Here is an 18,784-nt window from a genome sequence, read left to right as displayed (position 1 = left end):
ACCTAGGTGTACCGACCGGGGACGTTGATCGAGTGATCAGCGGCGCTGACCGGATGTCAGGCAGCCGTTGTCCTGCGAGCCATCCGCAGGTCGTCCGCGTCGGGGCGAGAGGGGAATGGAGCCAGGACGCGCTCGACCTCGCTGAATCCGAGGTCTCCACGCAGGAGTGTGGCCGGCCGGTTCGTGGACAGGACCTCGAGCCAGACACTGGTGCCCCCGTGTGCCGCTGCCTTGTCGACAACTGCTCGAGCGAGGGCGCGCGCGACGCCGCGGCGTCGGGCTGCGGGTGCCGCGCCCGCCGTGCAGCAGGAGAGTGCCTCACTCGTAGTGGGTCCACATCCGCAGGACGTGGACGACGTTCTCGTCCGGGAGGACCTCGTAGACGAGCCGGTGCTGGATGTTGATGCGCCGCGAGTAGCAGCCGGCCAGATCGCCGACGAGCTTCTCGTGGCGCGGCGGCGTGGCGAAAGGGTCCTGCGCGATGACGTCGAGCAGGGTCTTGGCCTTCGGTTTCAACCCGGACGTGGCGAGCTTCTTGGCATCTTTCTGGGCCTGCCGTGAGTACACGACCCGCCAGGCGCTCACCAGTCCAGCTCGGCCGAGCCGGCGTCGAGGCCCTCGTCACGTGCCGCGCGGATCGACGCGGCCATGCCCGGCACGGACTCGAGGTAGATCGTCTCCTGGATGGCACGCCAGTCGTCCTCCCCCACGAGGACGGCGTTTCCTCGCTGGCCGGTGATGGTCAGCGGCTCGGACTCCTCGTTGACCTGGTCGATGAGTCGGTACAGGTTGGCCCGGGCAGTGGTGGCAGGCACAGCAGTCATACCCCAAGCGTACGTCATCCCGTACGCGTCGGTCGGCGGGCAGAGGGACGCCCCTCTGCCCACCTGCACCGCGCTCATCGACATGAGCGCGGTGTCACGACCACTCGACCGACCTCTCCGGTCGGGACACCTGGGCGCCCCACGTCCCGTGGACCGGTTGCGAGGTCGGCTGCGGCGACCGCGCGGCGTGGTTCGCGTCGCGGGCCGCGTCACCCGAACCGCAGGAACGACGGATCCGATCCCACCCGCGCGGAGCTGGGCCCGCATCACCGCAGGTGAGCGGGCTGCGGCGAACGCCCCGGCGCAATGAGTCCGTCGTTTCGGCGGTTTGCCTCCGCGGCCGATAGTGTCGAGCGTCATGACGCCGTCCCTGCCCGACGAGACCGCCACCCCCGCCACCCCGAACGCCGTTCCGGACGAGGTCGTCCTCCTCGACGAGACGGGTCGGCCGATCGGCACCGCCGACCGCACCACCGTCCATACCGACGACACGCCCCTGCACCTCGCGTTCTCGTTCCACGCCGTGCGCGACGGGCAGACCCTCCTCACCCGCCGCGACGTCGGCAAGCGCACGTGGCCGGGCGTGTGGTCGAACACGGCGTGCGGCCACCCGCGCGCCGGGGAGGCGATCGAGGACGCCGTGCGGCGCCGCGTCGCCGAGGAACTCGGCGCGCCGGTCGGCGAACTGCGGTGCGTGCTGCCGGAGTTCCGCTACCGGGCCGTCGACGCGAGCGGGGTCGTCGAGAACGAGATCTGCCCCGTGTTCGTCGGCACCATCGAGGGCGAGCCGAACCCCGACCGCACCGAGATCATGGACCACGCCTGGGTCGACCGCGACGCCGCCCTCGAGGCCGCCCGTCGCACGCCGGTCCTCCTCAGCCCGTGGTCGGTCATGCAGTTCACCGCACTCGCCGAGCTCGTCGACTGAGGGCGGCCGCCCCCCCGTCGCGCCGATGCCACGGCGGTACCCGGCCCTCACGCCCCCTCACCAGGGGTGACCACATCGCCGCACCGCCCCCCTAGGGTCGGCAGCGACGAGAGGAAACCCATGGCCGACATCGCACACCTCACCGTGTCCGACGACCTCGACACGATCCGCCGCTCCGTCGCACCCGACCTCGATCTCGAGCCCGGTCTCACGCGATTCCTCGCCGCATGCGCCGGGACCCTCCGCGGCATCGAACAGAACGGCACCACGTCGGGGGCATCGCGCCACGACGGCGACGAAGGGGATCCCCGATGACGCGCCGGGGTCGACGCGCGCCGACCGGCCACCGAAACCTCCTCCGGGGGGCGCACTCCCTGCGGCTCTGCGCGGCCTCGCTCGACGTCCGCCCGGCCGCCGTCGCCCGCGGGGAGGAGGAACCCGCGCCCGAGGCCGTGCGGGTGCGACGCCTCCTCCTCGACGTCGCCGGCGAACTCGAACGTCACGCGACGCTCGTCCGCCGCCTCGACGACGAGATCGAGCTCCTCCGCCGACGCCGCCACCACGGCGACGCCCGCCACCTCGACGAGCTCGAACGCCGCCGCGCCCGCTCGCAGGCCCGGCTCGAGGCCGCGCTCGACGGCGGCACCCGTGCGCTCCTCCCGGGCGGCGACGCCCTCGACCCGGCGACGATCCTCCACCGCCTCTGCGGCGCCTCCCCGGCGCCCTCGGAATTCGCCTACTTCGGACGACCCGCCGTCGACCGCGCCGACCGCGTGCGGCGACTCGCCCACCTCCTCCGCCGCGGGGTCGCCACGGGCCACCCCACCCCCGTCGACCACCGACCCGCCGTCGTCGTCCTCCCGCCACGCGCGTCCCGCCTCGCCGGCATCCGTCACCGGCTCCTCCGGTCGACGACCCCGGCCGCCCACACCACCGGAGCCGCCTCGTGACCCCCACCGACACCACCCTCACCGACACCGCCCTCACGCACACCGCGTCGACGTCCTCGACCGTCACGGCAACCAGCGCACACGGTGACGAGCGCCCCCGCCACGTCATCGACCTCACCGACGAGGAGCTCCTCGGCCTCGACGGACCCACGTCCGAGCAGGTCGCGCCGCTGCCGTGGATCGGCCCCCGCTCCGACGCCGAGACGGAGCTCGCCGCCGAGGTCGGCCTGCGTGGTCTCCTCACCCACGGGCACGTCGACGCCGACGGGGGCGGTCTCGACCTGCCGGACGGTCTCTCCGACGTCCTCGACCTCCGCCACGACGCACGCGCGATCGTCTACGCCGACCACTCGACCCGTTCCGCACAGGAGACCCGCATCCTCTACGTCCACGACGAGGCGTCGAACGACGCGGCGGGGTGCGAGGCGACGGGTGGCGACACCGTTCTCGTCGAGACGGTCGACGGGGCGGGCGTCCACCGCTTCGCCATCGGTGACCTTCGCGGCGCGACGGCCGATCTCACGCAGTGGTGCGTCCCCCACCGCCACGAGGGCGAGGGCCGCATCGAGGGCGACGGCCTGCCGCCCGAGCTCGCCGGGTTGCAGTCGGTCGTGTTCGTCGACGTCGTCACCCTCACCGGCGGCGGCGACGTCGAGACGTCCTCGCTCACGTTCTACCGCCTCGCCGACGGTCGCGTCGCCGAGGGTGACGAGTCCTCGGGGCGCCTCGAACTCACCCCGCTCGCCGACGCCCGCGTGCGTGCCCGCGTCGGGGACACGGTGCGTCGGGCCCTCACCGCATGACGTCGCGGCGGCGCCGGTCGTAGGCTCCCGGAGGCGTCCGCACCCCCGCGGCGCCACTCACCGCCCGCACCGGAGGACACCCATGGGAGACCGCCCACCCCACCGGGATCCGCGTCTCCTCGCGGCCGTCTTCGTCGGCGGCGCGATCGGTACCCTCCTCCGCGCGGCCGTCGGCACGGCCCTCCCCGCCGCGGCGGGCACCTGGCCGTGGGCGACGTTCCTCGTCAACCTCACCGGCGCGTTCCTCCTCGGCCTCCTCCTCGAGTCCCTCGCCCGCTCCGGGCCGGACGTCGGCGGCCGGCGGACGCTGCGCCTCTTCGCCGGCACCGGACTCCTCGGCGGGTACACGACCTACAGCACGTTCGCGGTCGAGATCACCCACCTCGCCGCTGCACCCGCCCTCGCCTACGCGACCCTCACCGTGAGTGGGGGGCTCCTCGCCGCGATCGCGGGCGTTCTCCTCGCGCGCCACCGCACGCGGCGCGACGGCCGCCACCCCCTCGGGGCGGAGCCGACCCGATGACGTGGCTCCTCCTCGCCCTCGCCGGCGGCCTCGGCGCGACGCTGCGGTTCGTCGTCGACGTCGCCGTCGTCCGCGCCGCCGCCCACACCGGGACGGGGCGCCGCACCGGGATCCCGCTCGGCACCGTCACCGTCAACGTCCTCGGGTCGTTCCTCCTCGGCGTCCTCACCGGTGCCGTCATGCACCGCGTCGTCGACCCCGGCGTCGTCCGCGTCCTCGGCACGGGGTTCTGCGGCGGGTTCACGACGTTCGGCACCGCCTCCCTCGACGCCGCCCGCCTCGCCCTCGACGACCGCCCCGGACGCGCCCTCGCTGCGGCCCTCGCCAACCTCGTCGGCGGGGTCGTCGCCGCCCTGCTCGGCCTCGCCCTCGGCGGCCTCCTCGCCGCCGCGACGGATGGCCTCGGCGGCTGAGGACGAACGGGCCTGACGGCACTCCCGCGATCGGGGGAGACTGTCGCCATGACCCACCCCCTCCGTCGGGCGTTCACGCCTTCGTCGCACGAACGCGGGCGTCTCGCGACGATCGTCGCGCTCGTCTACCTCGCCGCCGTCGCCATCGCCGCCGCGGCGAGCTTCGTCTCCCTCGCGGTCGCGGACCCCACGCACCCGTCGTTCTCCGTGGGCCCGCTGCTCCTCCTCACCTCGCCGACCTCGCTCGTCGTCGCCGAGCCGGTCGCGGCGCTCGACGCGCTCTTCCCCACGAACGGCGCCGCCGCGCCGATCACGATGATCGTGTCGTTCGCCGTCGCCGGGATCCTCCAGGCGATGGCCCTCTTCCTCCTCCTGCGCGGACGGTATGTCGACGCCGCGGTCGAGAACGGACGCCTCACCCACGCATGAGAACCCGGCGACCCGGGGTAAGGGAACGGCGTACCCAACGTCAGGAGGCGTCGTGACCACCCAGCAGAGCAGCAACGACGAAGGCCGCGAGAAGGTCGCCGGCATCATCGAGAAGACCCGTGTGGCGATGTTGACCTTCCACGACGGCCGAGGCCGTCTCGTGTCGTGCCCGATGGGCACGCAGGACGTCGACTTCGACGGCACCGTCCTGTTCCTCACCGAGCGCGACTCCGACAAGGTCGACGCCATTACGGCGAACCCGCAGGTGAACGTCGCCTACTCCGGTGACTCCGAGTGGGTGTCCCTCAGCGGCCACGCCCGCATCGAGAACGACGTCGAGAAGATCCGGGAGCTCTGGGGTCCGCTCACCGACGGCTTCATGGAGGGCGGCCCGGAGAACCCCGACAACGTCCTCATCGTCGTCGAGGGCGACACCGCCGAGTACTGGAACAGCCCCGGCGGCAAGATCGGCCAGATCTTCGACCTCGTCCGCACCGCGACGACGAAGAAGGAACCCCGCGGCGAGAACGACGTCGTCGACCTCTGAGTCGACACGCACCACGCACCATGCAGACGACCGCGGTCCCCGGGAAGGGGGCCGCGGCCGTCGCCGTGTGCGGAGGTGTCAGCGGCGCGCGCGCCCCTGGGGGGTGAGGCGGACCGCGGCGGTCTCCCGGTCGCCGACCGAGGCGGTCGCGGCGATCTGTCCCTTGGGGTTGATCCCCGCGACGTCCGTGAGGACCCACCCGCGGGGGAGCCTCGAGACGCTCGTGAGGTCGGTCTTGCGTCCGTTCGCCCAGCTCACGGCCCGACCGTTCTCGACGCCGACGACGACGCCGGTGTCCGTGACGGCCACGGGCCGCATGTCACCCGCACCTCGCAGCGGGGCGGGGTTCCGCGTGGTCGACAGCCGGGCCACACCCGTGGGCGACTCGTCGAGGTAGGTCCGGCCGACGATGTACTTCCCGTTCGGGGAGATCGCGTCCGCACTCGTACCGATCCCGGCCGGAGCCTTGAGGTAACGAATCCCCGCCGTCGTCATCGTCGCCGCGCGGGGGTAGACGAGGTCGTGCGTGCGGAAGCCAGGGTGCTCCTGGGTGATGACCGCGACGCCAGCCCGGGAGATCCCCCCGGAGGAGCAGGTGCCGAAGTCCTTCGGCCACGTCATCGTGCGCACCCCGTCGCGGAACGACCCGATGAACGGCCACCCGACCTTGACGTAACTGCTGCACCCTGTGACGACGCCGGCATCGTTCGCACCGCCGAGTCCGATCGAGTAGAACCTCGACTCTTCCCCTTCGACCAAGCGCGCCGGCTCCACCCCGCGGGCGGTCCACCGGACGAGGGCCTGGTACCCGCCGGCATAGGGGGTGCCCGACGGGCTGAGCACCGGCGCGTGGACCCCGTACGGGGCCGCGTCACCGACCGGGGCGAGGTCCCGGGTGCGGGTGGGGCGGCCGAGGTAACGACTTCCGTCGCTCCGACCCGCGAGCACCACGCCGGAGTCGGCGATCCCGAGGGCCGACGTGCCGAACCTCGACGACCCGTCGGACGACGCAAACGCGTCCCCGACGCGCTCGACCCCGTAGGACGGGGCGCGGGTCTTGCCGCGGGGTGCGGCGTCGGCGGCCGCGCCGGATGCGAGGAGGCCGCCGCTCACGAGAGCGACGGCGAGGACGGTGCGTGCGGGCACGCGAGTGGACGTGGACATGACGATTCCCCTGTCGTGTGGCGTTTCCCCGCGCCGGGCCCTCGGCCCGGCACGACCGATCCTAGCCAGCTTCGGCCAAGAAAGCCGTTGCTTCACAAGGGGATTCGCCACCCGCCTGGAATGTCAGCCCGCCTGGAATGTCAGCTCGTCGGGTCGGCGAGGGCCTCCTCGACGGCCTCGTCGAACCCGATGAGGCCGTCGGGCGGGTCGGGGACGTACTCGGCGATGTCGTGCTCCTTGCAGATCACCTCGTGGACGAGGCTGCCGACGAGCGGCCGCGCGAGACCCGCGTCGATGGGCGTGACGAGACCGACCCAGTGGCTCGCGAGGTCGGGCGTGAACACCGGCACGGGCGCGATGACCCGCTCGCGGAGCCCGGCGATGTGGGCGTACCGCTGGATCATCTCCGTGTAGGTGAGGACGTCGGCGCCGCCGATGTCGAACGTGCGGTTGACGTCGCTCGGCAGGTCGGCCGCGTGAACGAGGTAGTAGACGGCGTCGTCGATGCCGATGGGCTGGATGCGATTGCGGAGCCACTTGGGCGCGATCATCACCGGCAGGCGTTCGGTGAGGGATGCGAGCATCTGGAAGCTCGCCGACCCGGCCCCGAGCACGATCCCCGCCTGGAGGCACGCGGCGGGCACGTCGGACTCGAGGAAGATCTCGCCGACCTCGACCCGCGAGCGCAGGTGCGGCGACAGTTCGTCGTCGGGGACGTCGGGGTGGAGGCCCCCGAGATAGACGAGGCGGGAGACGCCCGCACGTTCGGCCGCCGCGGCGAAGTCCTCCGCGAGTTCGGCGTCGCGCCGCTCGAAATCGCCCTGGGCGTCCATCGAGTGCACGAGGTAGTAGGCGACGTCGACGCCCTGCAGGGCACGGTCGAGGTCGTCGCTCTTCGTCGCATCGCCCTCGACGACGTCGATCTCGTCGCGCCACGGCCTACGGTCGAGCTTGGCGGCCGAGCGGGTGAGGGCACGGACGTCCCACCCCGCGTCGAGGAGGGGACGCACGAGGGAGCCACCGATGTAGCCGGTGACGCCGGTGACGAGGGCAGTACGCGAGGAGTCGTTCACGCGCCCATGGTTCCATCGCCGCCGCGCCGACGCACGCCGAGACGTCCTCGCTCCCAGGAGGAGACGCGCACGGGCGGAGGAGGGGTCTCAGCCGAGGACGTCGAGCATCGGCGGCAGGAGGAAGAGCATCGAGGACGACCAGAGGCAGTGGACGAGGGTCGGCCCGAGGACGCCGCCGGTGACGCGCCGTTGCAGACCGCAGAGGAGACCGAGCATGAACGCCGCGAGGACGAGGAGCGGGATGCCGGTGCCGACGGTCGTGAGCGTGTAGACGACCGTCGAGATCGACACGGCATGCCGACGCCCGACCGCAGCGAAGAGCGCACCGCGGAAGTAGAGCTCCTCACCGATGCCGTTGATCGTCGTGATCACCCACACGAGCGGCAGCGACCCGAACCGGGCGTGGTCGAGGAGCGCGTCGACGGGACCGCGCAGCGGCGGGATCTGCGCGACGACGACCGCACCGGCGAGGAACACCCCCGTGATGAGCGCGGCGAGCGCGAGGGACTGGACGATCGGGCGGCCCACGCCACCGGACCGCGTCCACGCGTGCCCGAGGTGGAGCGGCCCGGAGGCGAACGCACCGACGATCCACACGGCCGCGAGCGCGAGCGTCCACCCGTAGAACGCGGGGTCACCCGCGGGGATGCGGAGGCTGTACCACAGGAACACCGCACCGACGACGAGCGTCACCGCCGCGACGATCCGTCGCCGGAGGACCTGCGAGGGCTCCTGCCAGTGATCGCGAGGCACGGGCCGCAGGAGGGCGGCACGACCGAAGTCGATGAGTTCGGTGACTGGATTGATCATGGGCCCGTCTCGACGTCGACGCTGGGACGCGACCAGCCTGACACCCCCACCCGGGCCGCGCCAACGAAGCGGGGTGCCGGCGGGGTGCCGACGCGGCCCTCCGGCGTACAGCCGGTGGCGGACGAGGCCCTCGGCGTACTCGACGGCTCGACGAACGCGCTGGTCGGCGGCTCGGGCCCGGTCATGCCCCGAGTGCCCGCCGCATCGCCGTACGACGGAAGGGACGAGGATCGAGGATCGCGGCGTTCAGCGCACCGATTCGTACCGGCGCAGCGCCTCGCGGCGTTCCTCCGCGTGGTCGACGATCGGGGCGGGGTAGCCCGCCACCCGGGAGACGGCGGCGAGGTCGTGGACCTCTCCCCCGCCGACGTCGGCGAGCTCGGGCACCCAGCGCCGCACGTAGTCGCCGCGGGGATCGAACTTCGCGCCCTGCGTGAGGGGGTTGAACACGCGGAAGTACGGCGCGGCGTCGGTCCCCGTGCCCGCGGCCCACTGCCAGCCGTGGTTGTTGCTCGCCGGGTCGCCGTCGACGAGGTGGTCGAGGAAATGGTGGGCGCCGTGGGGCCACCAGACGTGGAGGTCCTTCGTGAGGAAGCTCGCCGTGATCATCCGGACCCGGTTGTGCATCCACCCGATCGCGGCGAGCTGACGCATCCCCGCGTCGACGATGGGGTAGCCCGTGCGGCCCTCCCGCCACGCGTCGAAGAGGGCGGCCGCGTCGGGGTCCTCGGCCGGGTCGTCGTACTCCATGTCGGCGAGTGCCTGCCGCAGGTCGCGCCACTCCGAGTCGGGCCGGTGCCAGAGGACGTCGGCGTAGAACTCCCGCCAGACGAGTTCGGTGAGGTACGTCTGTGCGCCCTCGCTCCCCCCGGCCGGGTGGGCGGCGATGTCGGCGAGGAGCGTGCGCGGGTGGATCGCGCCGAACTTGAGGTGGACCGACATGTGCGACGTCGCGTCGAGGTCGGGCCGGTCGCGGTCGAGGGCATACCGCTCGAGGCCCTCGTCGCAGAAGTCGGCCCAGCGTTGCCAGGCGGCGTCCTCCCCGAGTGGCGGCAGCGTCGCCACGACCTCCGGCGGGGAGGGCAGCTCCTCGGAGTCGAGGTCGTGCCAGGAGACGTCGGGCAGCGGCGCGGGGCCCGGGGCGCCGTGGTCGCGCCACGCCTTGGAGAACGGCGTGAACACCTTGTACGGCTCCCCGTCGCCCTTCGTGATCACGCCGGGGCCGATGGCGTACGGGGTGCCGGTCGCGACGAGGTCGACCGGTTCGGGCAGGGCGGCGAGCGCGGCACGGACGGCGTCGTCGCGGCGACGACCGTACGGTTCGGACTCGGCCGTGACGTGCACACGCCGCGCGCCCGCCTCTGTCGCGACCGCGGGGACGACCTCCTCGGGACGGCCGTACCGGACGACGAGACGCCCGCCGCGCTCGGCGATCGAGTCGGCGAGGGCCGCGACGCAGCCGAGGAACGCGGCGACGCGGGGGATGCGGTCCTCCACGAGTGCCGGGTCGAGGACGACGAGGGGGACGACGTCGCCGTCGGCGTGCGCGGCGAGCAGGGCGGGATGGTCGTGGAGGCGCAGGTCGCGGCGGAACCACAGGATCGATGTCACGCCCGCGAGCGTAACGGCCGCAGCACCCGTCGCCCGGTTCGCGGTGTGGGCGCCGCCACCGCTCCCCGGCCGACCTGGGAGACTTCCGCCGACGACGAACGAAAGGCCCACCGTGAGCACCGCCGACACCGACCCCCGCGAGCAGGCCCACCTGCGGCGATCCCTGAAGAACCGGCACATCCAGCTCATCGCCCTCGGCGGGGCTATCGGCACGGGCCTCTTCTACGGGTCGTCCTCGGCCATCGAGGCGGGCGGTCCGTCGATCCTCCTCGCCTACCTCGTCGGCGGGGCGATCATCTTCCTCGTCATGCGGGCCCTCGGCGAGATGAGCGTCGACACCCCCACGTCGGGGGCGTTCAGCGAGTACGCCTTCCGCGACTGGGGCCGGTTCGCCGGGTTCTTCTCCGGGTGGAACTACTGGTTCAACTACATCGCGGTGTCGATGGCGGAACTCACCGTCGTCGGCACGTACGTCAACTTCTGGTTCCCGCAGATCCCGACGTGGGCGTCGGCTGCGGTCTTCCTCGTCCTCGTCACGACGATCAACCTCCTCGAGGCGCGCCTCTACGGCGAGTTCGAGTTCTGGTTCGCCATCGTCAAGGTCGTCGCGATCCTCGCGATGATCGCGCTCGGCCTCCTCATCATCACGACGGGCATCGGCAACGGCGGCGTGCCGACGGGCATCTCCAACCTGTGGGAGCACGGCGGGTTCGCCCCGCACGGCCTGTGGGGCATGTGCCTCGGCCTCGCCGTCGTCATGTTCAGCTTCGGCGGCGTCGAGCTCATCGGCATCACCGCCGGGGAGGCCGACGACCCGCAGCGCTCGATCCCCAAGGCGATCAACCAGGTCGTGTGGCGGATCCTCGTGTTCTACGTCGGCGCCCTGTTCGTCGTGCTGGCGCTCTACCCGTGGTCCGGCATCGACGGGCAGGCGAGCCCGTTCGTCGAGATCTTCGACCGCATGCACGTGCCGGGGGCCGCCCACATCCTCAACGCGGTCGTCCTCACGGCGGCGGTGTCGGCGTACAACTCCGGCCTCTACAGCAACGGCCGGATGCTGTTCAGCCTCGCCCACCAGGGCAACGCGCCGCGCTACCTCGGCCGTCTCGCCCGCAACGGCGCACCCGTCGCGGGCGTCCTCACGAGCTCGGCGGTCACGGCACTCGCCGTCGTCCTCCTCTACTTCCTCCCCGAGCAGGCCTTCCTCTACGTCGTGTCGATCGCGCTCGTCGGCGGCGTCTTCAACTGGGCGATGATCGTCATCACGCAGGTCCTCTTCCGGCGCCGGCTCGGCCCGGAGGCGTCGGCGGCGCTCCGGTTCCCCATGCCGTTCTTCCCCTACGCGAACTACCTCGTCCTCGCGTTCCTCGCGATGCTCGTCGTCATCATGGGGTTCTCGGAGTCCTACCGGCTCGCGCTCGTCGTCGGGCCGCTGTGGCTCGGCGGCCTCTATCTCGCCTACCGCGTCAAGGTGACCCGCGAACGGCGCATGGGCGAGCAGGTCTGACCTCCGCGTCACGGCGTCCCGTGCGTGGTCCGGTGAACGGGCCCCCGCCCGTCGCGCCGGGGGCGATACGCATCCGCCCCGGGGGGACGTCAGCTCTCCGCGGCGGCCCGCACCCGGGCGTCGAGGAGGGGCAGGTCGACCGCGGTGGGATCCCCGATCTCGGGAGCGTCGCCGAGGAGGTCGGCGATGCCGGGGAACTCGTACGCGCCGCTGCGCTTGAGCTCGTAGAACCCGATCGTCTCGAACGCGACGTCGGGTGACGCGCGACGGCCCGTGACGAGCCGCGCCGGCGGGACGGGGCCGATCGTCGCGGCGAGGGGGAGGACGTCCTCGGCGAGCACGGTGAGGCGGAACGACCGCCGCGTCGTCGGGCCGTACCAGTAGCGGAGCCGGTCACGCGGGTCGGCGAGGACCTCGTCGAGACGCACCGCGGACTCGGCGGGCAGGTGGCCGCCGTCGGCCCACGCGTTGCCGAACGTGCCGCCGAGCCGCTGCCCGCCGCCCTGACGGATCACCTCGGCGAACCGGTGCGGCCGGCCGCTCTCGTGCGGCCAGCCGAACGCCGCGGCGAGGACCCGGTGGAACCGGTCGAGACCGAGGGAGCCGTGACACTCGAGGCGCCGCCAGATCGGGGTGTGCGCGCCGAGGGCGTCGACGCGCATCCGCACGAGGACCTCGCCGGTGACCGTCGCACCCTCGTGCCACACGTCGCGGGCGTCGTCGGCGGGCGGACTTTCGACGTGGTCCCGCGTCCCGACGACGGTGGGGCGCGGACGCCACCCGCCGCCGTCCGGGAGCAGTGGCCCGTCCTCACGATCGCGCGGGGTGGGGGATCCCTCGACCGGGGCGCCGGACGATCCCGGCCGGTCGGCCTCCTCGACCCCTGCGGGGACGCCGGGAGCCCCCGCGGCCTCACGTCGCCACGAGGGGAAGCGGATGACCCGTCCCCGGCCGTCGTCCATGCGCTCCTGCCTATGTCATCGGTGGCTCCCACGGCAAGCCGTCGTCACCGCCCCGGGTGGGAGGTCTCCTCGTTCGTCCACGCGAGGCGGACGGGGTCGCCGGGGCGGAGTTGGGCGGCGCGGTCGACGTCGGCGTCGAGGACGACCGCGGCGACCGGGTAGCCGCCCGTGACGGGGTGGTCGGCGAGGAAGAGCACCGGCTCACCGCCGGGCGGCACCTGGATCGACCCCCGGACGACCCCCTCCGAGGGCAGCTCGGCACCCTCGTGCGCGGCGTCACGACGCACCGCGTCCCCCTCGAGGCGCACGCCGATGCGGTCGCTGCGCGACGACACCCGCCAGAGCGGGTCGACGAGGGCGCCCGGCGAGGCGATCCAGTCCCGTCGCGGGCCGGGCGCGACGCGGAGGACGACCTCGCCGCCGGAGTCGCGGGGCTCGACGACCGGGACGGCGTCGAGCGTCGGCAGCGCGCGGACATCCTCCCCGACGGGGAGGACGTCCCCGACGGCGAGCGGCGCCGGGCCGAGACCGGAGAGCGTGTCCGTCGAGCGCGACCCGAGCTCGGCCGGGACGTCGAGGCCGCCCCGCACGGCGACGTAGGCCCGCAGTCCCGCGGTCGCCGTTCCGAGGGCGAGTTCGGCCCCGTCGCGGAGGTGGAGGAGTTCGCCCGGGGTGCGGGGCCGTCCGTCGACCGTGACCGGAACGGGCGCACCGGTGACGACGGCGAGGAGTGCGCCACGGGCCCGCAGACGGAGCCCGCCGAGGGTCACCTCGACCCCGGCCGCGTCGTCGGTGTTGCCGACGAGACGTTGGGCGAGCGCGTGGGAGGTGCGATCGGTCGCGCCGGACCGCCCGACGCCGAGGCGGGCGAGACCCGGTCGACCGAGGTCCTCGACGAGCGCGCGCGGACCGGTGGCGAGGATCTCTACGGCCCTCTCGCCGGTCCTCTCGGCGGCCCTCACGACCCGGCCCCCACGTCGACGAACCGGACGAGGGCGCCCGGCGAGAGGAGCGCGGGCGGTGTGCGGGTGCCGTCCCACATCGACGTCTCGGTGCGGCCGACGAGCTGCCACCCACCCGGCGACGGCCGCGGATAGACGGCGCTCGAGGTGCCGGCGAGGGCGACGGCACCGCTCGGCACGGCGGTGCGCGGCTCGTCGCGGCGGGGCACGTCGAGGCGGGGATCGCCGTCGGTGAGGTAGAAGAACCCGGGCGCGAACCCGCCGAACGCGGCCCGCCACGGCGTGCCGGTGTGGGCGGCGACGACCTCGGCCTCGCTGAGGCCGGTGTGGCGGGCGACGTCGGCGAGGTCGGGCCCGTCGTAGACGACGGGGATCTCGATCGTCGGCGCCTCGGCCCCGTCGAGGGCGTCGGGGTCGACGTCGAGACCGCGGACGGCCGCCTCGAGCGGCCCGAGGGGTGTGCCCGCCGGGACGGTGAGCATGAGCGTGCGTGCCGCCGGGAGGACGTCGACGACGGCGGCGAACCGCGCGTCCTCGTTCTCCTGGGCGGTGCGGACGGCCGCGTCGAGCGCGAGCACCGCGTCGAGGTCGTCGAGTTCGACGAGGAGGCCGGTGTCGGCGAGCCGGTGGACGGTGAGCGGTCCGGTGCTCACCGGGCGAACGCCTCGATCCCGACACCGGCGGCGACGAGGGCCTCCCGCACCGCCGCGGCCATGCGCACGGCGCCGGGGCTGTCGCCGTGGGTGCACAGCGAGTCGGCCTCGACGTGGATCGTCGACCCGTCGACGGCGGTGAGCGTGCCCGTCGTGACGAGCTGCACCATGCGCGCGGCGACGGCCTCCGCGTCGTGGAGCACCGCACCCTCGGTGCCGCGGGGGGCGAGGGTGCCGTCGGGCAGGTAGCCGCGGTCGGCGAACGCCTCGGTGGCGGTGCGCACCCCGGCCTCGGCGGCGAGGTCGAGGACGACCGCGCCGGGCAGGCCCAGGAGGACGAGCTCGGGGTCGAAGGTGCGCACGGCGTCGACGACGGCCATGGCCTGCGCCTCGTGGTGGACGATCGCGTTGTAGAGCGCGCCGTGCGGCTTGACGTACCGCAGGCGCGTGCCCGCGATACGGGCCATCGCGTCGAGCGCCCCCATCTGGTAGATGAGGTCGGCGGTGAGCTCGGCGGGTGCGACGTCGACGAACCGTCGCCCGAACCCCGCGAGGTCGCGGTAGGAGACGTGCGCCCCGATCGTCACACCGCGGGCGGCCGAGGCGGCGCACGTGCGGCGCGCGACCGAGGGATCACCCGCGTGGAATCCGCACGCGACGTTCGCGCTCGTGACGATGTCGAGCATCGCGTCGTCGTCGCCCATCGGCCAGATGCCGAAGGCCTCGCCGAGGTCGGAGTTGAGGTCGATCATGGGAGTGCTCATGCCGCCAGCTTCACCCAGAAGTCGCTCACGGCGACATACCCGAGCCACAGGGTGAGCAACCACGCGAGGATGCCCGCGACGGTGAGCCAGACCGGGTGCCGGTAGGCGCCGCCGAACAGGTCACGCCGGAAGAAGATCGCGACGAGGACGAGCGTGAACCCGAGCGGCAGGATGATGCCGTTGAAGAGGCCCGCGAAGACGAGCAGCGTCACCGGCGCCTGACCGAGCGTCACGTACGCGGCCGTGCACACGACGATGAACGCCACCGTGAGGAGGTTGCGGGTGCGCGGCGCCGTCGCCTGGGTCGTGAGGAACGACACCGACGTGTACGAGGCGCCGATGACCGACGTGATCGCCGCCGCCCAGAGGATGACACCGAAGACGCGGAGACCGATGTCACCCGCGGCGTGTTGGAACGCCGACGCGGCCGGGTTGGCCGGGTCGAGGGCGACGCCGGCGGTCGTCACACCGAGGATCGCGAAGAACAGGAGGGCCCGCATGAGGCCGGTGATGACGATGCCGGTGACGGAGCTGCGGGAGATCTGTCGGACGTTCTCCGGGCCGGTCGTTCCCGAGTCGAGGAGGCGGTGCGCGCCCGCGTAGGTGATGTATCCGCCGACGGTGCCGCCGACGAGCGTCGTGATCGCCGTGAGCATCGCGGGACCGGTGTTGCTCGGCGCGACGACGTTGCGGAGCGCCTCCCTCACGGGCGGGTTCGAGGTGGAGGCGACGAACGCGGTGAGGGCGATCATCACGAGGCCGAGGACGACGACGACGCGGTCGAGGGCGGCGCCCGCGGCGCGGGAGAGGAAGATCGCGATCGCGACGAGCGCCGAGATCACCCCACCCCGCCGGGGGTCGAGCCCGAGCAGGGCGTCGAGGCCGAGGCCGGTGCCGGCGACATTGCCGATGTTGAAGACGAGACCGCCCGCGACGACGAGCACGGTGAGCACCCATCCGGCACCGGGCAGGACGCTGTTCGCGAGTTCGTGGGCGCGCATGCCGGAGACGCCGACGACGCGCCACACGTTCATCTGGACGGCGATGTCGACGAGGATCGACACGACGATCGCGAACGCGAACGCAGCGCCGAGCTTGGCGGTGAACGTCGTCGTCTGCGTGATGAACCCGGGCCCGATGGCGCTCGTCGCCATGAGGAACATCGCGCCGAGCAGGGCGCTGCGGCGGGCGCGCCCGGCGGCGCGGGCGTCGGCCTCGCCCGCCGGGGAGGTGGAGGTGGACATCGGCGTTCTCCTCGGGGTCGTCCCGTCCCGTCGCGACGGGGCGTGGCGGTGTGGCGGGAGACGCGAGGCTACCCCCGGGAGGGGTCGTGTGGGTGTCCGGCGGCTCAGCGCGTGACGTGGGCGACGACGCGGTCGAGGGCCTCGCCGAGGGTGGGGGTGTCGCCCGCGAAGCTGAGCCGGACGAACCGGGTGCCGTCGGTGGGCCGCGGGTCGCGCGGGTCGGCGGGTGCGAAGTCGATGCCGGGGGTGAGCGCGACGCCCGTCGCGTCGAGGAGGTCCTCGCACCAGCGCGGGGAGTCGTCGGTGAGGTGGGAGACGTCGACGTAGGCGTAGAACGCGCCGTCGACGGGCGCGAGGCGGTGGACCCCCCACTCGGGTAGCCGGGCGACGACGAGGTCGCGGTTGCGGGCGTAGCGGGCGACGTGGGAGTCGAGCTCGCCGATCGCCTCGGGCGTGAACGCGGCGACGGCCGCCGCCTGCCCCACGGCGGGGGCGCAGATGTTGAGGTTGCCGAGGAGCAGTTCGACGGGCCGCACGTACACCTCGGGGAGCACCGCCCAGCCGACGCGCCACCCCGTCATCGAGAAGTACTTGCTGAACGACCCGACGACGACGGCGTCACCGCCGGACTCGAGCGCACTGTGGGCGGGTTCGTCGAACGTGATGCCGTGGTAGATCTCGTCGCTCACGAGGAGGGTGCCACGGTCGGCGCACCACCGCGTCATCGCGGCGAGCTCGTCGGCGGGTACGAGGGTGCCCGTGGGGTTGGCGGGCGAGGCGAGGATGAGCCCGGCGGGTGCGCCGTGCTCGCGGGCGTGCTCCTCGAGCATCGCCACCGTCGGCTGGAACCCCGTCTCCTCCCCGCAGTCGAGTTCGACGACCCGGCAGCCGAGGGCGCCGAGGGTGTTGCGGTAGGCCGGGTAGCCGGGGCGGGCCATGAGGACGGTGTCGCCGACCTCGAACGCGGCGAGGAACACGGCGGTGAACGCGCCGGAGGATCCCGTCGTCACGGCGACGCGGGCGGGGTCGACGGCGACGCCGTACGTGCGGGCGTAGTGCGCGGCGATCGTCTCGCGCAGCGTCGACAGGCCGAGCGCGTCGCTGTAGCCGAGGACCTCGCCCTCGATGGCGCGGGCGGCGGCCTCCCGCACGGCGCGCGGCGCGGGGGTCGAGGGCTGCCCCACGCACAGCGGGATGACGTCGCCGTGCGTCGCGGCCCGACGTCCCGCCGCCTTGAGGATCTCCATGACGTGGAACGGCTCGACCTGCCCACGGAGTGCGAGGCGGGGCGACATGCGGGGCGCGGGGATCTCCGTCATGACGCCATCCTGCCCCGAGGGACCCCCCGCCGCGGGGCCTTCGGCGGCTCCGACCCGCCGGTGGCGGGCGTCGGAGACACGGGGAGACGGCGGTGAGGCCTCGCCCGGATCCCGTGGGGGCCGGCGGGATCGGCGTCCGGGGTCGACCACCGGCCGAACGCGCAGGGCGAGGGCCGCGGAGCGTGCTGCCTCGTGGCCCCCTCCCTGCGGGATCAGAAGTTCACGTCACGGTGCCAGGACTCGGTGACGTAGGAGGTCTCCCAACCCATCGAGCGGTAGAGCCCGTCGGCGCCGGTCGGGGACTCGGCGTCGACCTCGAGGCCGACCCGGTTGCGGCCGCGCTTGGCCGTGTCGGCGACGACGGTGCGGAGCAGCCCCTTGGCGATGCCGCGGCCACGGGCGTCGCGGTGCACGCCGATGTACTCGATGTAGCTGCCGTAGGTGTGCCCCGCGTCCGGGGGGAGCATCGTGCAGACGACGGCGCCGGCGGGCCGCTCCACGCCGAACTCGTCGCGCACGGTCGCGAGCCACCACTGGTCCCAGGCGTGGCCGGGGTCCTCCATGAGGCGGTGGACGAACTCGGAGAACGTCTCGCGGTAGGCGTTGAAGTGGTCCTCGAAGGACGTCTCGAGCACCCAGTGGACGGCCTGGACGTCGACGGCGAGGGGATTGCCGTTGACGCGGCGTCGCACGCGGCGGATCGTCACGCCGTCCTGGAGTTCGGGGAAGGTCTTCTCGTCCTCCCCGACGGGGCGGGTCATGTTGAGCCAGCGGCGGGTGCAGGAGAACCCGGCGGCCTCGAGCCAGCGGCGCTGGCGGTCGTCGCCCTCGTAGGAGCCGGTGTCGAGCTGGGTCTCGTCGGCGCGGCGGAGGGTGTCGAACGACTTCGCGGCGTCCTCGCACCAGCGGAAGAGGATCGCGGCGAGGGGGTCGGCGACGGAGTCCTCGAGCTCGGGATCGATCGTCACGTGGAGGAGCGTGCGGCCGGCGGCGCGGTCGTGCGCGGAGGCCCACGCCCGCACCCGGTCCCTCTCGTCGGCGAGGACGACCTGGCGGCGGGTCCACGACCCGACGTCGGTGATCTCCGCCTGCACGGCGTCGACGTTCGGGGCACCCGAGCCGGTCGCGGCGCGGGTGACCGCGGCGCGGAGCAGCGCGAGGTCGGCGATGTCACGCTCGTCGGGGTCTCGGGAGGCCCAGCCGGAGGGGAGGCCTGCGGTCGGGAGGTCGAAGTACATGCCTCGACGATACGAGTCGCGGCGACCCCTGGGGTCGTTCGCCCCCGCGGAAGGAGACGG

At 73.2% G+C, this 18,784-nt stretch carries 23 protein-coding genes; 9 read left to right on the top strand and 14 right to left on the bottom strand.

What is annotated here, in order from left to right; all coding sequences use genetic code 11:
* Positions 1-56: 56 nt before the first annotated feature.
* From MOPEL_RS18990 to MOPEL_RS09515, 3 genes are read right to left on the bottom strand one after another with little or no spacing between them, the layout of a single operon-like run.
* Positions 57-431, bottom strand: a complete 375-nt coding sequence (locus MOPEL_RS18990) for a GNAT family N-acetyltransferase (protein WP_083841819.1) — start codon at positions 429-431, stop codon at positions 57-59.
* Entirely contained in the window at positions 319-585 is a 267-nt protein-coding gene (locus tag MOPEL_RS09520; protein WP_009482684.1) for a Txe/YoeB family addiction module toxin, read from the bottom strand. Before MOPEL_RS09520 ends, MOPEL_RS18990 begins: the two co-directional genes overlap by 113 nt.
* On the bottom strand, positions 582-824 hold the full coding sequence (locus tag MOPEL_RS09515) for a type II toxin-antitoxin system Phd/YefM family antitoxin (RefSeq protein WP_040633842.1): 243 nt from the start codon (positions 822-824) through the stop codon (positions 582-584). The genes MOPEL_RS09520 and MOPEL_RS09515 overlap by 4 nt, the downstream gene beginning before the upstream one ends.
* 358 nt (positions 825-1,182) lie before the next feature.
* On the opposite strand from MOPEL_RS09515, the gene idi reads away from it, so the two are divergent.
* The 8 genes from idi (at position 1,183) to MOPEL_RS09475 (ending at position 5,417) form a co-directional block, all read left to right on the top strand.
* Positions 1,183-1,752 (top strand): isopentenyl-diphosphate Delta-isomerase, encoded by a 570-nt coding sequence (idi, locus tag MOPEL_RS09510; RefSeq protein WP_009482682.1) that lies wholly within the window; start codon positions 1,183-1,185, stop codon positions 1,750-1,752.
* A gap of 120 nt (positions 1,753-1,872) precedes the next feature.
* A complete protein-coding gene (locus MOPEL_RS09505) occupies positions 1,873-2,067 on the top strand; it encodes a hypothetical protein (protein ID WP_009482681.1) in 195 nt (64 codons plus the stop codon).
* Complete coding sequence (locus MOPEL_RS09500) at positions 2,064-2,702, top strand: hypothetical protein (protein ID WP_009482680.1); 639 nt, start codon at positions 2,064-2,066, stop codon at positions 2,700-2,702. Before MOPEL_RS09505 ends, MOPEL_RS09500 begins: the two co-directional genes overlap by 4 nt.
* Positions 2,699-3,505, top strand: coding sequence for a hypothetical protein (locus MOPEL_RS09495; RefSeq protein ID WP_009482679.1), 807 nt, complete (start codon positions 2,699-2,701; stop codon positions 3,503-3,505). Before MOPEL_RS09500 ends, MOPEL_RS09495 begins: the two co-directional genes overlap by 4 nt.
* 82 nt (positions 3,506-3,587) lie before the next feature.
* Complete coding sequence (locus MOPEL_RS09490; RefSeq protein WP_009482678.1) at positions 3,588-4,028, top strand: fluoride efflux transporter FluC; 441 nt, start codon at positions 3,588-3,590, stop codon at positions 4,026-4,028.
* Positions 4,025-4,441: a fluoride efflux transporter FluC gene (locus MOPEL_RS09485; protein ID WP_009482677.1), complete on the top strand. Its 417-nt coding sequence runs from the start codon at positions 4,025-4,027 to the stop codon at positions 4,439-4,441. Before MOPEL_RS09490 ends, MOPEL_RS09485 begins: the two co-directional genes overlap by 4 nt.
* Before the next feature lie 48 nt (positions 4,442-4,489).
* Positions 4,490-4,870: an SCO4225 family membrane protein gene (locus tag MOPEL_RS09480; protein WP_009482676.1), complete on the top strand. Its 381-nt coding sequence runs from the start codon at positions 4,490-4,492 to the stop codon at positions 4,868-4,870.
* 52 nt (positions 4,871-4,922) lie between these two features.
* Entirely contained in the window at positions 4,923-5,417 is a 495-nt protein-coding gene (locus MOPEL_RS09475) for a pyridoxamine 5'-phosphate oxidase family protein (protein WP_009482675.1), read from the top strand.
* 78 nt (positions 5,418-5,495) lie between these two features.
* Here the strand turns inward: MOPEL_RS09475 and MOPEL_RS09470 are convergent, their stop codons facing one another.
* The 4 genes from MOPEL_RS09470 to MOPEL_RS09455 form a co-directional block, all read right to left on the bottom strand.
* Positions 5,496-6,581 carry a hypothetical protein gene (locus MOPEL_RS09470; RefSeq protein ID WP_009482674.1) on the bottom strand — a complete coding sequence of 362 codons (1,086 nt, stop codon included), beginning with the start codon at positions 6,579-6,581 and terminating at the stop codon, positions 5,496-5,498.
* Between the two features lie 140 nt (positions 6,582-6,721).
* Positions 6,722-7,654: an NAD(P)H-binding protein gene (locus tag MOPEL_RS09465; RefSeq protein WP_009482673.1), complete on the bottom strand. Its 933-nt coding sequence runs from the start codon at positions 7,652-7,654 to the stop codon at positions 6,722-6,724.
* 87 nt (positions 7,655-7,741) lie between these two features.
* The gene (locus MOPEL_RS09460; RefSeq protein WP_009482672.1) at positions 7,742-8,464 is read right to left on the bottom strand and encodes a CPBP family intramembrane glutamic endopeptidase; all 723 of its coding nucleotides are present in this window, start codon (positions 8,462-8,464) and stop codon (positions 7,742-7,744) included.
* A gap of 246 nt (positions 8,465-8,710) precedes the next feature.
* Complete coding sequence (locus MOPEL_RS09455) at positions 8,711-10,075, bottom strand: cryptochrome/photolyase family protein (protein WP_009482671.1); 1,365 nt, start codon at positions 10,073-10,075, stop codon at positions 8,711-8,713.
* A gap of 112 nt (positions 10,076-10,187) precedes the next feature.
* Between MOPEL_RS09455 and MOPEL_RS09450 the strand changes: the two genes are divergently transcribed.
* Positions 10,188-11,582 carry an amino acid permease gene (locus tag MOPEL_RS09450; RefSeq protein ID WP_009482670.1) on the top strand — a complete coding sequence of 465 codons (1,395 nt, stop codon included), beginning with the start codon at positions 10,188-10,190 and terminating at the stop codon, positions 11,580-11,582.
* Positions 11,583-11,671: 89 nt separating this feature from the next.
* Here MOPEL_RS09450 and MOPEL_RS16010 read toward each other — a convergent pair whose 3' ends face one another.
* The 7 genes from MOPEL_RS16010 to MOPEL_RS09415 all read right to left on the bottom strand — a co-directional run bounded on the left by MOPEL_RS16010 (position 11,672) and on the right by MOPEL_RS09415 (position 18,724).
* Positions 11,672-12,544 carry an IS1096 element passenger TnpR family protein gene (locus MOPEL_RS16010; RefSeq protein WP_009482669.1) on the bottom strand — a complete coding sequence of 291 codons (873 nt, stop codon included), beginning with the start codon at positions 12,542-12,544 and terminating at the stop codon, positions 11,672-11,674.
* A gap of 44 nt (positions 12,545-12,588) precedes the next feature.
* Positions 12,589-13,506: a 5-oxoprolinase subunit C family protein gene (locus MOPEL_RS09440; protein ID WP_009482668.1), complete on the bottom strand. Its 918-nt coding sequence runs from the start codon at positions 13,504-13,506 to the stop codon at positions 12,589-12,591.
* A complete protein-coding gene (locus MOPEL_RS09435) occupies positions 13,503-14,159 on the bottom strand; it encodes a 5-oxoprolinase subunit B family protein (RefSeq protein WP_009482667.1) in 657 nt (218 codons plus the stop codon). The genes MOPEL_RS09440 and MOPEL_RS09435 overlap by 4 nt, the downstream gene beginning before the upstream one ends.
* A complete protein-coding gene (locus tag MOPEL_RS09430) occupies positions 14,156-14,923 on the bottom strand; it encodes a LamB/YcsF family protein (RefSeq protein ID WP_040633806.1) in 768 nt (255 codons plus the stop codon). The genes MOPEL_RS09435 and MOPEL_RS09430 overlap by 4 nt, the downstream gene beginning before the upstream one ends.
* Positions 14,920-16,167, bottom strand: a complete 1,248-nt coding sequence (locus tag MOPEL_RS09425; protein WP_009482665.1) for an NRAMP family divalent metal transporter — start codon at positions 16,165-16,167, stop codon at positions 14,920-14,922. Before MOPEL_RS09425 ends, MOPEL_RS09430 begins: the two co-directional genes overlap by 4 nt.
* 104 nt (positions 16,168-16,271) lie before the next feature.
* Complete coding sequence (locus tag MOPEL_RS09420) at positions 16,272-17,486, bottom strand: pyridoxal phosphate-dependent aminotransferase (protein ID WP_009482664.1); 1,215 nt, start codon at positions 17,484-17,486, stop codon at positions 16,272-16,274.
* Positions 17,487-17,698: 212 nt separating this feature from the next.
* Positions 17,699-18,724, bottom strand: coding sequence for a GNAT family N-acetyltransferase (locus MOPEL_RS09415; protein ID WP_009482663.1), 1,026 nt, complete (start codon positions 18,722-18,724; stop codon positions 17,699-17,701).
* Positions 18,725-18,784 lie beyond the last annotated feature (60 nt).

Origin of the sequence: Mobilicoccus pelagius NBRC 104925, from assembly GCF_000247995.1 — a bacterium.
GTDB lineage: Bacteria > Actinomycetota > Actinomycetes > Actinomycetales > Dermatophilaceae > Mobilicoccus > Mobilicoccus pelagius.
The sequence above is the reverse complement of the archived record's forward strand: the minus strand, read 5'-3'. Positions and strand labels throughout refer to the sequence as shown.

Coding starts and splice junctions, on each gene's coding strand:
- MOPEL_RS09460 (WP_009482672.1), bottom strand. CDS start 8,464: ATGATCAATCCAGTCACCGAACTCATCGACTTCGGTCGTGCCGCCCTC.
- MOPEL_RS16010 (WP_009482669.1), bottom strand. CDS start 12,544: ATGGACGACGGCCGGGGACGGGTCATCCGCTTCCCCTCGTGGCGACGT.
- MOPEL_RS09500 (WP_009482680.1), top strand. CDS start 2,064: ATGACGCGCCGGGGTCGACGCGCGCCGACCGGCCACCGAAACCTCCTC.
- MOPEL_RS09505 (WP_009482681.1), top strand. CDS start 1,873: ATGGCCGACATCGCACACCTCACCGTGTCCGACGACCTCGACACGATC.
- MOPEL_RS09485 (WP_009482677.1), top strand. CDS start 4,025: ATGACGTGGCTCCTCCTCGCCCTCGCCGGCGGCCTCGGCGCGACGCTG.
- MOPEL_RS09470 (WP_009482674.1), bottom strand. CDS start 6,581: ATGTCCACGTCCACTCGCGTGCCCGCACGCACCGTCCTCGCCGTCGCT.
- MOPEL_RS09430 (WP_040633806.1), bottom strand. CDS start 14,923: ATGAGCACTCCCATGATCGACCTCAACTCCGACCTCGGCGAGGCCTTC.
- MOPEL_RS09415 (WP_009482663.1), bottom strand. CDS start 18,724: ATGTACTTCGACCTCCCGACCGCAGGCCTCCCCTCCGGCTGGGCCTCC.
- MOPEL_RS09490 (WP_009482678.1), top strand. CDS start 3,588: ATGGGAGACCGCCCACCCCACCGGGATCCGCGTCTCCTCGCGGCCGTC.
- MOPEL_RS09425 (WP_009482665.1), bottom strand. CDS start 16,167: ATGTCCACCTCCACCTCCCCGGCGGGCGAGGCCGACGCCCGCGCCGCC.
- MOPEL_RS09480 (WP_009482676.1), top strand. CDS start 4,490: ATGACCCACCCCCTCCGTCGGGCGTTCACGCCTTCGTCGCACGAACGC.
- MOPEL_RS09420 (WP_009482664.1), bottom strand. CDS start 17,486: ATGACGGAGATCCCCGCGCCCCGCATGTCGCCCCGCCTCGCACTCCGT.
- idi (WP_009482682.1), top strand. CDS start 1,183: ATGACGCCGTCCCTGCCCGACGAGACCGCCACCCCCGCCACCCCGAAC.
- MOPEL_RS09515 (WP_040633842.1), bottom strand. CDS start 824: ATGACTGCTGTGCCTGCCACCACTGCCCGGGCCAACCTGTACCGACTC.